15 protein-coding genes are annotated in these 13402 nt (G+C 42.4%); 10 read left to right on the top strand and 5 right to left on the bottom strand.

What is annotated here, in order from left to right:
• The first annotated feature begins 319 nt into the window (after positions 1 to 319).
• The 4 genes from VF06_RS34230 to VF06_RS34215 all read left to right on the top strand — a co-directional run bounded on the left by VF06_RS34230 (position 320) and on the right by VF06_RS34215 (position 4513).
• Positions 320 to 1627: a mannosyltransferase family protein gene (locus VF06_RS34230; protein WP_099072228.1), complete on the top strand. Its 1308-nt coding sequence runs from the start codon at positions 320 to 322 to the stop codon at positions 1625 to 1627.
• A gap of 222 nt (positions 1628 to 1849) precedes the next feature.
• The gene (locus VF06_RS34225; RefSeq protein ID WP_099072229.1) at positions 1850 to 2821 is read left to right on the top strand and encodes a DMT family transporter; all 972 of its coding nucleotides are present in this window, start codon (positions 1850 to 1852) and stop codon (positions 2819 to 2821) included.
• On the top strand, positions 2818 to 3780 hold the full coding sequence (locus VF06_RS34220) for a DMT family transporter (protein ID WP_099072230.1): 963 nt from the start codon (positions 2818 to 2820) through the stop codon (positions 3778 to 3780). Before VF06_RS34225 ends, VF06_RS34220 begins: the two co-directional genes overlap by 4 nt.
• A 124-nt stretch (positions 3781 to 3904) precedes the next feature.
• A complete protein-coding gene (locus VF06_RS34215; RefSeq protein ID WP_099072231.1) occupies positions 3905 to 4513 on the top strand; it encodes a DUF4351 domain-containing protein in 609 nt (202 codons plus the stop codon).
• Between the two features lie 83 nt (positions 4514 to 4596).
• Here VF06_RS34215 and VF06_RS34210 read toward each other — a convergent pair whose 3' ends face one another.
• Positions 4597 to 5445, bottom strand: coding sequence for a M28 family peptidase (locus tag VF06_RS34210; protein WP_099072232.1), 849 nt, complete (start codon positions 5443 to 5445; stop codon positions 4597 to 4599).
• Positions 5446 to 5799: 354 nt separating this feature from the next.
• On the opposite strand from VF06_RS34210, the gene dnaK reads away from it, so the two are divergent.
• A complete protein-coding gene (dnaK, locus tag VF06_RS34205; protein ID WP_099072233.1) occupies positions 5800 to 7872 on the top strand; it encodes a molecular chaperone DnaK in 2073 nt (690 codons plus the stop codon).
• Positions 7873 to 8124: 252 nt separating this feature from the next.
• Positions 8125 to 9117, top strand: coding sequence for a DnaJ C-terminal domain-containing protein (locus tag VF06_RS34200; protein ID WP_099072234.1), 993 nt, complete (start codon positions 8125 to 8127; stop codon positions 9115 to 9117).
• Here VF06_RS34200 and VF06_RS34195 read toward each other — a convergent pair.
• Entirely contained in the window at positions 9114 to 9413 is a 300-nt protein-coding gene (locus VF06_RS34195; RefSeq protein ID WP_099072235.1) for a type II toxin-antitoxin system RelE/ParE family toxin, read from the bottom strand. The two genes, VF06_RS34200 and VF06_RS34195, sit on opposite strands and share 4 nt — an antisense overlap.
• On the bottom strand, positions 9410 to 9769 hold the full coding sequence (locus tag VF06_RS34190) for a type II toxin-antitoxin system Phd/YefM family antitoxin (RefSeq protein ID WP_099072236.1): 360 nt from the start codon (positions 9767 to 9769) through the stop codon (positions 9410 to 9412). Before VF06_RS34190 ends, VF06_RS34195 begins: the two co-directional genes overlap by 4 nt.
• Positions 9770 to 9918: 149 nt before the next feature.
• On the opposite strand from VF06_RS34190, the gene VF06_RS34185 reads away from it, so the two are divergent.
• The 4 genes from VF06_RS34185 (at position 9919) to VF06_RS34170 (ending at position 11506) form a co-directional block, all read left to right on the top strand.
• The gene (locus VF06_RS34185; RefSeq protein WP_099072237.1) at positions 9919 to 10419 is read left to right on the top strand and encodes a J domain-containing protein; all 501 of its coding nucleotides are present in this window, start codon (positions 9919 to 9921) and stop codon (positions 10417 to 10419) included.
• 145 nt (positions 10420 to 10564) lie between these two features.
• A complete protein-coding gene (locus tag VF06_RS34180; RefSeq protein ID WP_099072238.1) occupies positions 10565 to 10837 on the top strand; it encodes a DUF3143 domain-containing protein in 273 nt (90 codons plus the stop codon).
• A 91-nt stretch (positions 10838 to 10928) separates the two neighbouring features.
• Positions 10929 to 11201, top strand: a complete 273-nt coding sequence (locus tag VF06_RS34175; RefSeq protein ID WP_099072239.1) for a ribbon-helix-helix domain-containing protein — start codon at positions 10929 to 10931, stop codon at positions 11199 to 11201.
• Positions 11198 to 11506, top strand: coding sequence for a type II toxin-antitoxin system RelE/ParE family toxin (locus VF06_RS34170; protein ID WP_099072240.1), 309 nt, complete (start codon positions 11198 to 11200; stop codon positions 11504 to 11506). Before VF06_RS34175 ends, VF06_RS34170 begins: the two co-directional genes overlap by 4 nt.
• Positions 11507 to 11597: 91 nt before the next feature.
• Here the strand turns inward: VF06_RS34170 and uppS are convergent, their stop codons facing one another.
• Both uppS and cdaA read right to left on the bottom strand, forming a co-directional pair.
• Entirely contained in the window at positions 11598 to 12347 is a 750-nt protein-coding gene (gene uppS / locus VF06_RS34165) for an undecaprenyl pyrophosphate synthase (protein WP_099072241.1), read from the bottom strand.
• Positions 12344 to 13288: a diadenylate cyclase CdaA gene (cdaA, locus tag VF06_RS34160; protein ID WP_099072242.1), complete on the bottom strand. Its 945-nt coding sequence runs from the start codon at positions 13286 to 13288 to the stop codon at positions 12344 to 12346. The genes uppS and cdaA overlap by 4 nt, the downstream gene beginning before the upstream one ends.
• Positions 13289 to 13402 lie beyond the last annotated feature (114 nt).

The raw sequence follows: 13402 nt of genomic DNA, 5'->3' as shown, positions 1-13402 counted from the left end.
TGGGGAGATGGGGAGATGGGGAGGTGGGGAGATGGGGGAGACGCAAAGACACGGAGACACGGAGAATAAGGAATGCTCAATGTAATGACTAATGACTAAATTTGTATTGATAAACACGACATCTTTAGATATGATTGCTGAGAAATTCACAAAAATAAGCAAAAAATAAAATATCTTTTAATAATTGGCGATTTGTTTTGATTTGTTAGTGTGTGGTGGAGGATTAAATATGCAAAGTCTTACTCATAACTTTAAGTTAACAGTACTGTATTCATAGATAAGAGGATGGATAAAGTAGTATTTTGAAATACTCAAGTCTATGGTTAAAGTTCAGATAGCTATAAGAAAAATTTTATGGAAAACTGATTTCCTATATCCCGCAGCAATATGGCTTGCTAGTCGAATATTCATTTGGATAGCTATGTTGCTGGTTGCACCAAGGATACCGTTACCAGCAGATGCATTTGTACCTCGTTTTGGTTGGGAGGTTTTTGATGCATGGGATAGTATACATTACCGAGCGATCGCTACTTCCGGTTATGAATTCGTCGATGATGGTAACCAACATAATTTAGCTTTTTTTCCGCTGTTCCCCTTGAGTCTCTGGGTTTTGATGAAGCTGGGGTTGCGGTTTGAATTAGCAGGCATTTTGGTGAACAATTTAGCGTTTTTCGCAGCTCTTTACTGTTTATATTTTTGGATTAAAGAGCATTATGGCAACAGTGCCGCCCAGTGGGTGAGTGCTGTGGTTTGTTGCTATCCATCGTCTATGTTTACCACGGTGATTTACACAGAGGGACTGTATTTGTTTTTGAGTACGGCCGCTTTGCGGGCTTTCGATGACAAACAATATCGCTGGACTGCATTTTGGGGCGCAATGGCCACAGCAACACGTCCCACGGGTATGGCACTAATTCCAGCATTAGCGATCGCAGCTTGGAAAGAACGCAGACCACCCATTGCTTATATTGCCACTTTTGCCACCACCATTGGCATACTTCTATTCAGTTTGTATTGTGCGATTGATTTTGGTCACCCTTTAGCTTTCATCCAAGCACAAAGGGGATGGCGGCCTTCCTTTGGGTTTGATTGGCAAGGTTGGTTAAACATGCTAATGCAAATTTTAGTTGGCAGCAAAAATTGGGAATTTGGTTGGGTGCAAAACCCATCTGGCGGCATTCAAGACCCCTGGTATCCCTTGTTGGTGGCCATAATTATTAGCGCTGGCTATCTTTTATGGCGCTTTCAGAAACATTCGATTTCTGGAAAATTAGTTTATGGCTTTTATGCTTTAATTGTGTTTTTGTTAGTCTTGGCCAGCGAACAGTGGATGAATAACTTGCTGAACTTGTTCATGGTCTTAGGTGGTGCCTTTGTTTTGTGGCGCTTACATCGACAACTCACCACAGTTACAGTTACCTATGGCTTTTGCGGTATTGGTTTGCTCCTAGCCTCTGGAGGTACTATTTCCTTGAGTCGTTTGGCCTATGGAATTATACCTTTGAGTATAGCCATTGGTCTGTTCCTATCTCGCCATCCTCGTCAGGGATATTTTATCCTGGGCTTATTTGTAACTTTATTAGCCAAAATAGCTGTAGGATTTGCCCAAGAGCATTGGGTTGGATAAAAGGGATGGGGCATAGGGCAAACAGGGCATGGGGAAAGGGAAAGGGGCAAGGGGAAAAGGGGAAAAATTAAATTTATTCCTTTTCCCTTTTCCCGGTTGGTGAGCTTGTCGAACCATTAACCTTTTCCCTTGCCTTAAGAGCCTTCCCTACCTCCCCATCTCCCTTGTCTCCCCATCTCCCAGTCACCATATTTATTGAACATTTGAATTTAATTTTCCTTAATGAACATATCCAATCAGACAAAGATAGCTCTTGCGGCATTACTTTTAGGTGTGGGTGCCCTTTCTTTTGGCTCTATTTTTGTGAGATTGAGTGAAGCTGAAATCAGCCCCAACGCCACTGTATTTAATCGCTTGTGGCTTGCTAGTACAATCTTCGGGTTGTGGAATGGATACAAGGCCATATCTGGGCAATTTTCCCCAGATAAACCTGTAGAACAACAATCTTACACTAGTCAAGATTTTTTGCTATTGATAGGTGCTGGTACTTGTTGGGCTGCGACTTTAGCGTTTTTGGCTTGGTCGTTAACTCAAACTCATGTCGCTATCTCCAGCGTTTTGCATAATCTTGCCCCTATATTTACTAGTTTGGGGGCGTGGCTGTTATTTCGTCACGGTTTTGAAAGTAAATTTTTATTGGGGATGGCCATCGCCTTTGGGGGAACGATTACCATTGAATTTGAGGAACTACAAACCTCCACTAACGAAGTTACAGGAAGCTTTGCTGCCATTGTTTCAGCTATTTTCTTCGGTGCATACCTGCTAACTGTAGAAAAATTACGAACCAAGTTTTCTTTGGAGATAATTCAGTTGTGGATCTGCGGGATGGCTGCGGTGGTCATATTGCCCATACTTTTGTTGACTCAAGATCGGATTTTCCCTTCTTCAGCCAATGGTTGGCTTTGGGTTATTTCCCAAGCAGCGATTTGCCAAGTTCTCGGTCACGGGCTTTTGACCTATAGCCTTGCTAGATTCTCCTCTGTGGTAGTCTCCTTGGTGCATCTGTTAGAGCCAATATTTAGTGCCATTTTTGCTTTCTTCATCTTTTCGGAACAATTAAGTTTTTTTAATTTCATGGGTTTCGCTATAGTTTTAATCGGTCTATACTTAGCGATATCTAGCCAGGTTGCAGATAAATCAAAGTTGCAAAACTCATTCAATACTATTTTTGTTAAAAATTTGCTAAAAATATGACGACAAAACAGGCACTCCTACAACAAAAGTTGCCCTTAACACCAGCTTTAGTAGGAACTTTGTCATTATTTTTTGCCCTAATTCCCATATCTTTGGCCCCATCTCTGACAAAACTGTGTCAACTAGAAATCGGTGCAAATGCTGTAGTATTTCATCGCAGTTGGATTGCTACAGTGGTTTTTGGTCTGTGGAATGGACTTGAGGCTTTCCGCTACCAACAGTCCAATAAACAACCAACAGAACACAAGCCTTTAACTAAAAAAGAAATTTGTCTGTTGTTAGCAATGGGAACTGCTGCTGCAACCTACCTATTGTTGTGGGCTTGGTCGCTGAGTCAAACTAATGTTGCCAACGTGGCTTTGCTGTCTAATTTAAATTCCTTATTCGTCGCTTTAGCTGGCTATCTGTTATTCGGTAGGCGCTTCGATTACAGATTCGTGATTGGTTTGGCCATCGCTTTAGGGGGAGCGATCGCATTTGAAATCAATAAAGTGCAGTTTGCCACTGACCAAATACTTGGTGATGCTTTAGCATTTCTAACTGCGATTTTCATGGCAACGTGTATGTTGCTAATAGAACAACTCCGGTCTCGATTTAGCACCGCAACCATCATGTTGTGGCGCTGTGGAATCACAACCATGTTTCTCCTACCCGTGGTTCCATTCCTTGAAGATAGACTACTCCCGTATTCTGGGACGGGTTGGTTTTTCATTATTTTTCAAGCCCTTTTCTGCCAAGTTTTAGGTCAAGGACTTTTAGCCTACAGCCTCAGCAGAATCTCTTCAGGAGTCGTTGCTGTCACTCTTCTAGCCGAACCAGTTTTAGCTTCAATTTTTGCTTGGTTCATTTTTTCAGAACAGGTGGGCTTGTTTGATTGGGTGACTTTTGCCATAGTTTTAGTAGGTATTTATCTAGCCCAATCTAGTCAATCTCTTGTAAAAGCAACGGATGAAGAATGATAGCTTGATGACAAAATCAAATAAAGAGGTATTCCATTACTATTATTGACTGTTGACTGTTAACCGTTGACACTCAACAGTCAACAATAACAATAAAAGATTTTTTGAGTTGTAAGCGATCGCCTTGAGTTACGATAACACCTGCAAATACCTAGCCGAAAACTATCCTGGCGACTTTGCCAGATGGTTGCTTTCAATTGACACAAAAGATATCCAAAACACCACCCATAGATATCGAGTGATTCGTTTATGGGAAGAAGACCCTACACCACTGCTAGCCAACCCCGCACTCTTACCACTGGCGACATTAGCCAAAGCCGACTCACCAAGGGATTTGTTAACTCAAGTTGCTGCTGCTGTGGATATGATTGAGGAAACAGACCAACGACAGAATATATCAGCTTGCGTACAGGTTTTGGCTGGTTTGCGGTTTGAGAAAAATTTGATCCAACAGCTTTTCACAGAGGAAATTATGCAAGAATCAGTAATTTACCAAGACATTCTGCAAAAGGGAGAAGAACGAGGAAAGAAACAAGAGGCGTTACAACTAATTTTGCGTCTGTTAACCCGTCGGTTTACTGCAATTGGGTCAGAAATAGAACAGCAAATTCGTACTTTATCCATCACTCAACTAGAAGACTTAGCTGAGGCACTGTTAGATTTTAACAGCCAAAATGATTTAGTGAATTACTTACAAAATATCTCTTTACCTCAAGCAAATCAGCAAGAGTAACTGAAGTTGTTGACTGTTGATGGTTAACAGTTAACAGTCAACAGTCAACACATTAACTACAATAATTTATTTTTTGGAGTTCCCTACAATCGCCTAATCGCCATTTCCAAACCTTCACATACACCACAGAGAAAATCTAAATCCAAACTAGCAACCGTATCACTAGATTTGTGATAATTTGGATTCCTTAAAAATGCTGTATCTGTGATCATCATCGCTGGATAACCCAAATCCCAAAAAGATGCATGATCGCTAAGTCTGGTTTGGGGAACTATTAAACCTTTATTTGGTACGGGTAACCATTGACTAGATACGCCGGCTTGGCGAATATTACGACTCATGGTAATTAAGTCACCAATTGTCCGCCAATTGCCAATTAAAGCAATAAAATCGCCACTGTTAGGATAGAAGCGATTCAAAAAAGGCGGGTAATTTTGAGAGCCTGGTGTAGAATCCACATAACCCAACATTTCTAGTGAAATCATTAAACGTAACTGTTGCTTTTGTTGGCGCAACAAAGTTGCATACTCAGCACTACCCAATAAGCCATATTCTTCCATATCAAAAGCAACCAGCCTCAAAGGATATCTGATTGGTTCGGCAGCAAACTGTCTGGCTAATTCCAGTAACACTGCTACACCCGTGGCGTTATCATCAGCGCCTGGTGTTCCAGGAACAGCATCATAGTGGGCACCAATTAAAATCGGCGGCAAATCTTTTTTTTGCACTCCGACTTGGGGAGGTAAATTTAAGATCAAGTTCTTACAAACTTTACCTCTAACTTCAAAGGTGTGGATTTCCACACTTCCCCATTGGGAAAATTGCTGGCGAATATATTCTTGGACAAAAAAATGCCCAGCTGTTGCCATGTAGGGATCGCGTTCTCGCGATATTTCATTGAGGTGAATTTGTAATCGCTCTATTAAATTCAAAGCTTTGTGAAATATTTAGCTAATTTTATAGATACTGTAAACACCATTAGCTAGATCCGGGACTTTCAAGTAAAAAAGTATTTCATTGCTACTGTTAACAGTCAACAGTCAACAACCTGAAGCTACTGTTTATTTTTTGGAGTTCCCTAACTACAATTGAGGCTGCTTGGACACACCAAGCATCGTCAATGCTATCCTAGTCTTGCAACTATCTCGTCTAGCTGGACTTTTTAACTTACTACCTTAATGAAGACTATTATACCATTGAGGTGTTTTCACCCTGTAGCACAAAGCTAGAGGTAGTTCCACCCAATCATAATAAATGTATAAGACACTTTAGGAGAAGAGTAACGCATGGGCAAGGTAGTCGGCATCGACTTGGGTACAACCAACTCAGTAGTCGCCGTGATGGAGGGTGGCAAGCCGGTGGTGATTGCCAATGCAGAAGGAATGCGAACAACCCCCTCCGTGGTTGGCTTTAGCAAAGATGGCGAAAGAGTGGTTGGGCAAATGGCACGGCGACAAACCGTCCTCAATCCTCAAAACACATTTTTCGCAGTCAAGCGCTTTATTGGGCGCAAGTATGGCGAACTTAGCCCAGAATCTAAGCGCGTACCCTACACGATTCGCAAAGATGAAGTAGGTAATATTAAAATAGCTTGTCCCCGGCTGAATAAAGATTTTGCCCCAGAAGAAATTTCAGCAATGGTGCTGAAAAAATTAGCTGACGATGCTAGTCGCTATTTGGGCGAACCAGTTACAGGGGCAGTCATTACAGTACCCGCTTATTTTAACGATTCTCAGCGGCAAGCAACCCGTGATGCTGGCAGGATTGCAGGTTTAGAAGTATTGCGAATTCTCAACGAACCCACTGCTGCATCTTTGGCCTATGGATTAGATCGGGGCGATACGGAAACGATCTTAGTATTTGATTTGGGTGGTGGCACCTTTGATGTGTCGATTCTAGAAGTCGGCGATGGCATTTTTGAAGTGAAAGCCACCAGTGGAGACACACAACTTGGTGGAAATGATTTTGATAAAGTAATAGTAGATTGGTTAGCAGAGCAATTTCTGGAAACAGAAGGGGTAGACTTAAGACGCGATCGCCAAGCTTTGCAACGTCTGATGGAAGCTGCGGAAAAAGCCAAAATTGAACTTTCTGCTGTCAGCGTTACTGATATTAATTTACCTTTTATTGCTGCCGACCAAGAAGGGCCCAAACATCTGGAAACTCGTTTAACTCGTTCCCAATTTGAAGGCTTATGCGGTGATTTGATTGGGCGATTGCGGATGCCAGTGAAACGCGCCCTCAAAGATGCCGGACTGACACCTAGAGACATTGAAGAAGTTGTGTTAGTTGGCGGTTCCACAAGAATGCCAATGGTGAAGCAGTTGGTACGCGACTTGATTGGCATCGAACCCAACGAAAACGTCAACCCCGATGAAGTGGTGGGAGTGGGTGCAGCAATTCAAGCAGGGATTCTTGCAGGGGAACTCAAAGATGTGCTGCTTTTGGATGTGACACCGTTGTCTTTGGGATTGGAAACCATCGGCGGCGTGATGAAAAAACTGATTCCCCGCAATACCACTATCCCAGTACGGCGGTCTGATATATTTTCCACATCAGAAAACAATCAAAATACTGTGGAAATTCACGTAGTCCAAGGCGAACGAGACATGGCAGCAAACAACAAGTCTTTAGGACGGTTTAAGCTGTACGGCATCCCACCAGCCCCACGGGGTATTCCCCAAGTTCAAGTATCCTTTGATATCGATGCCAATGGCATTCTACAGGTCACAGCTTTGGATAGAACCACTGGTAGAGAACAGAGTATCACCATTCAAGGCGCTTCTACCTTAAGCGAATCAGAAGTGAATCGTATGATTCAAGATGCTCAAAAATACGCCGATGTTGACCGGGAACGTAAAGAAAGAGTCGAAAAACGGACTCGTTCCGAGGCGTTGATTTTCCAAGCAGAACGGCAACTTAGAGAAGTCGCCTTGGAATTTGGTATGCAGTTTGCCCGCAACCGTCGCCAAAGAATTGATAATATTTGCCAAGAATTACGAGAAAGTCTCAAGGAAAACGACGATCGCGGTATTGACCAAGCCTACGCTGACCTGCAAGATGCTTTATATGAACTAAATCGAGAAGTCCGCCAGTATTACGCTGAAGACGAAGACGACGACTTGCTTGGTACTATCCGCGATATCTTTACTGGTGGCGAAAAAGAACGAGAACGCGATTCTTTTAGAGATACATATCGCGATCGCGGCGACTCCTATGGTAGAGATTATGGCAGAGACTATAGCCGAGACTATAGCCGAGATAATCGTTCTTCCTCCTATGACAACCGTCCTCCCCGCAAATCCCGTCCAAGTTACCAAGATAACTGGGATGATGAAGACGATAATGATTGGTTGTAGTTTTTGATAAAAGTTAGGAGTGAAGAGTTAGGATTTAAAAGTTAGGAGTTAAGAGTTAAGAGTGAGGAGTTAGGAGTTAGGAGTTAAGAGTGAAAACTAAAAACTGAAAAGTGAAAAATTACATCTTTCAACTCGTAACTCCTAATTACCAACTCCTCATTCCTCACTTATAACTACTAACTCCTCACTTTAAACTCCTCACTCCTAACTTTTAATTAATTAATCCCAAATCTAAAATTTAAATAGCTGACTATGCAAAATTTGCAGAATTTTCGCGATTACTACGAAATTTTAGGAGTAGCTAAAGACGCCTCTAACGAAGAAATTAAAAAGGTTTATCGACGGTTAGCAAGACAGTATCACCCCGATCTCAATCCTGGCAATAAAGCAGCCGAGGAAAAATTCAAAGATATCGGTGAAGCTTATGAAGTGCTTTCCGATCCAGCCAAGCGATCGCAATACGACCAGTTTAGCCGCTACTGGAAACAAAAAGGCTTTGCAGGCAATAAAACACCAAAAGCTAAAAGTTGGCAACCAGGCGCTAACGGTCGCAATGATAAGCAAGATGTAGATCCAAGCGAATTTTCGGATTTTGAAAGCTTTATTAATCAAGTGATCGGCGTCAAAAATAAAAATGGCGCAAATAATTCCAATAATGGAGCCACTGGCGACCCGTTTCGTTCGCCGAGAACAAAAGTTTCCTACACAGTTAACAACCCACCGCGCACTCCCCGTAGAGATATAGAAGCTCGATTGACCATACCATTAGAAAAAGCTTATCAAGGTGGTAACGAAAGGATTCGCTTAGAAGATGGGCGATCGCTAGAAGTTACTATGCCTCCAGCAATGGTTACAGGTCAAACTATTCGTTTGCGAAACCAAGGGGTTGGCGGTGGCGACTTATACTTAAAAATTACCGTTGAGCCTCATGCGTTGTTTAAGTTAGATGGTTTCAACATCCTTTGTCAAGTACCTGTGACTCCCAGCGAAGCGGTTTTAGGAGGACAGGTAGAAGCACCCACCCTCGATGGCCCAGTAAAAATGACCATTCCATCTGGTGTGAGGTCTGGTCAAAAATTCCGACTAGGTAACAAAGGCTACCCTAATGATGATGGCAAACGTGGCGATCAATTGGTAGAAATTCAAATAGTTACCCCGAAAAATATTAGTCAAGAAGAACGAGAACTTTACGAAAAATTGCGGCAAATTGAAACTTTTAAACCCCGCGCTGATTTAATAAGTTAGTCTTCATCTTGAAAAAGAGTTTCTATATCTTGTGAACCATGTAAGACGCGTACAATTTCTATGCCTTCTTCTATTGGACGATAAAAAATTAAATAATTTTTCACCGGAAAACTCCGCAACAAAGGAGCCAATTCAGACCTTTGTTTGCCCATTTGCGGAAATTTTGCCAGTTTTGGAAAACTTTCTCGCAGAGTATCAAAAATTTGATTGGCAGCTTTGAAATTATTCTGGGCTAGATATTTCCAGATATTCTCAATATCTTGTGCTGCTTGAGTAGAAATCCGAAATCGACTCATAGAGAATCGCTATCAGCTAAATTTTGCTGTCCTCGTACTTTAATGTCTGCAAAAAAAGCTGAAAGTGACTCTTCATCATATTCACTATATTGTCCAGTCTCAAGTTGCTTAACTCCAATGTCAATCTGACTGCGTAAAGCTTCTAGCTTGAGTTTTTGTAGTTCTTCTTCAAGGTGCTCAATTCGATCTACCATCTGCTGAAAAGCTTGGGCTTCAAACACCACAACCTCAGCTTTACCATTTACAGTTAGTACAAGCGGAGATTTTGTGAACTTGATCCTCTCTACGTAGTCCTTGGCATTGCGCTTGAAGTCAGTGAGAGTTTGAATATTTTCGAGATTAATTTTGACGTGCATCACATCTAATTAAATACTTTATTAAATATTTTATCAGATGCTAGATTTCTTGTGTCTTCACACTGTCTTCATTAATTGACAAACGATTTAAAATAAAAAAAATATCTTTGAGCAAAGTGACTCAAACAGCCGTGAATCAGAAAGGGACAATGGCACAAAGCAGTGAACCAACTTATTACTCCCTGCTAGGACTGCATCCCTCCGCATCGGTAATCGATATTCGTCGGGCTTATAGGCAACTGAGCAAACGCTATCATCCAGATACCACAGAATTGCCTGCTGCTGTAGCTACTGCCAAATTTCAACAACTCAACGAAGCCTACGCCACCTTGAGCCATCCAGAACGTAGGTTAAGTTACGATTTAAAAATTGGCTATTCTCGCTTTGGGGTGATTCAATCACCAGCTGATTTAAATCATCCAGTGTCACGTTCTCATGACTTCTCAAAATCAGCTTATCTGGATGCGAGCGATCGCCCACTCTCATCCGGCGAAATCTTCGCTTTATTTATGCTGGTGTTAACATTTGTAGGTTGTCTGTTACTAGCAATTGCCATTGGCTTAACTCGTGGTGACACTGCTTTGCAAACGCATTTGGAACAACCAGCAGAATTCAGAACTCAGAATTCAGAACTCAGAATTCTGAAATAAAACAGGTTTAATGTTTTGTATTAAACCTAGTTTGTGAACTTGACGCTTGTGGAAATTTCCTGTAATTAAACTGAATAGTAAATCAAATATTAAAAATTAAATAATTTCCGAATCCCAAATCCCAAATCTAAAATCTAAAATTCCTATGTCTTTTCTTCCCCCAGATACCCCCTTATACAATCATCCGCTGCCACAAATTGAGCAGTGGCTAAAAGAGCAAGGTTGTCAACAAGATGAAACACAAAGACATTGCTGGCGCGTGCAACGGCCGAGTTGGCAAGCTGAACTTTGGCTTGATGTTGAACAAATCATAGTGCGATATATCCAATCTGGGGAAAATGGGCAAGATATCCAACGCTCATTTAAGTATTCTCTGAGTCGAGAAGACATAGAACAAGCGGTGTTTTCTGGGCCGTAAGTTAAGTGCTGAGTGCGGCTAGTTTACCGTAAAAAGCCCCAATGAAAAGCGATCGCTTACTATTAAAGTTAATCCTACTTGCCCAAAATCCATGCAAATCGTTCTGCCACCTGAAGTAGAAGCCTTAGTTCAACGTCAACTGACAAGCGGTAAGTATCAGAACGCGCTCGAAGTTATTCTTGCGGGTATAAAACTTCTAGAACAACAAGAAGACATTTATCAAGGACGACTGCAAGACCTTCAACAAGAAGCACGCATAGGGTGGGAAGCTTCCCGACGGGGCGAAGTCGTTGATGGCTCGATTGCAATGGCTCAAATTCGCGCCAATGTGCGATTGCGCTACGGTATTTCAGATGAAGCATGACCCCACGATTTCGCCTTACTGAACCCGCTATTCAAGATATCGAGCAAATTGCGGATTACATTGCTACACAATCTGGCTTAGCTCAGTCTGAGATTTTTTTGAGTAAGCTTGATGCGAAATTTGCCAAAATTGCTCAGTTCCCCGGTCTCGGACGACAGCGAGATGAAATTTTACCTGGTATCCGTAGTCTCTCAATAGACAATTACCTCATCCTCTATATGGCAATAGGGCAAGATGTAGAGATTTTTCGCGTTGTCAGCGGCTATCGAGATATAAAAGCCCTATTCCACGACTCTGATTCTTGATACTCACTCGATCTAAACAAAAGCGCGATCGCTTTTCTTATGGTGTGGGTATTGCCAAAAATGCAGCAAAAGCAATGCCCACCCTACTGACTTAAACTTTTCCAAATCGCCGTTCCCGTTGCTGGTAGGCACACAAGGCGCGGTGAAATTCAGCCCGATCAAAATCCGGCCAGAGAGTATCGGTGATGTAAATTTCCCCGTAAGCCATTTGCCAGAGGAGGAAATTAGAAAGACGCATTTCTCCGCTGGTGCGAATTAACAAATCTGGGTCAGTAATTCCCGCTGTATACAAGTGACTTTCAAATATTTGTTCGTCAATTTCATCAGGTTGCAATAGACCTTGCTGGACTTGTTTAGCGATCGCTCGACAAGCTTGTAAAATCTCTTGGCGTCCGCCATAATTAGTTGCTATTGAAAAGCGAATGGCGCGGTTATTTTTGGTTTCTTCCATCGAACGGGAAATTTCTTCTTGCAGCGTTCGTGGCAGCGCTTGTAAATTTCCCACAAAGTTGATTTGCACGTTCTCTTCAACCATTTCCCGCAGTTCTTGACGTAAAACTTTTTGGAAAAGAGTCATTAAAAAATCTACTTCTTCCTGGGGTCTTTTCCAGTTTTCGGTGGAAAAAGCATAAGCTGTTAGTGCCTGGATTCCCCAATCCTTGCAACAACGAAGCAAATCCTTGAGAGCATCGACTCCTCGCTTATGACCCATAATGCGTGGTAGACCTTGACGTTTAGCCCACCGACCATTGCCATCCATAATCACTGCAACGTGCTGGGGCAATAACTCTGGTTTCAAATCCGCAGGTAAATCTTGGAATTTAGTTTGTTGTAATGTCATTTTTTATCTCGAGAAGCGGTCGTTCGCGTAGCGCGTCGAAGACGTGGTAATCCGAGTAAACGTGAAACCAATGCTAGTGCCTTTCCACTTATCTGACGACCCAAGCTCAAAAGACCAGGAGCAACAGCTTCCCGATCTACCGTTGGGGACAACAGAGCCTCTAACGACTCTTTGAGCTTACGAATTGTCAGTGGTCTATTGAGAGTTCCTCGTTCCGCTAAGGAAATAGAACCCGTTTCTTCAGATACAACGACACAAATGCAATTTTCGACCCGCTCAGTAATTCCCATTGCCGCCCGGTGGCGTGTTCCCAACTGGCGCGAGGCTGTGCGTCCCGAAAGTGGTAAAATTATACCCGATGCCACAATCCGCGAACCACGGATTAATGTTGCTCCATCGTGTAACAAAGTTTTTGGCTGAAAAATTGTCTGGATCAGTTCTTTAGAAACTTCCGCGTTCAGCTTTACTCCTGGCACAGAAAAATCCCGTTCATCAATTGGGCCTGTGGTTTCCAAAATCAGTAAAGCTCCGATGCGGTTTTTTGACAATTCTTTAACAGCTTCAACAATTTCATCAATTACACTATCAGATTTGGGGATTGCCAAGCGATCGGGTTGGAAGAGCTGACGAAATTCCCCGCGCCCCAATTGCTCTAAAAACCGCCGAAACTCTGACTGGAGAGCAACTGCCATCGCCACAGCACAACCAATCACCAATTTTTCCAGTACAAAATTTAACAGAGGTAGGCCGAATCTGTTACTTAGTGCTGAGGCTAACATCAAAACAATGAATCCCCGCACCATCCATAGTGTCCGACGCTCGCTAATAATAACCAGTATCATGTACGTCAGCGCCAGCACTAATACGATATCCAGAGTCCCAAGCAGCAAGGACTGTGACCATCCCAGGTTTATCAGCCATTGCTTCCACCAATCTCTCATGACATCTGGATTACACTTTTGCCTCTAGTTACAGTTATTAGGAGTTAGGAGTTAGGAGTTAGGAGTTAGGAGTGAGGAGTTAGGAGTGAGGAGTTAGGAGTTCTGAAAAAAACT

It is taken from the genome of Nostoc linckia z4 (assembly GCF_002608075.1).
Taxonomy (GTDB): Bacteria; Cyanobacteriota; Cyanobacteriia; order Cyanobacteriales; family Nostocaceae; genus Nostoc; species Nostoc linckia.
The sequence above is the reverse complement of the archived record's forward strand: the minus strand, read 5'-3'. Positions and strand labels throughout refer to the sequence as shown.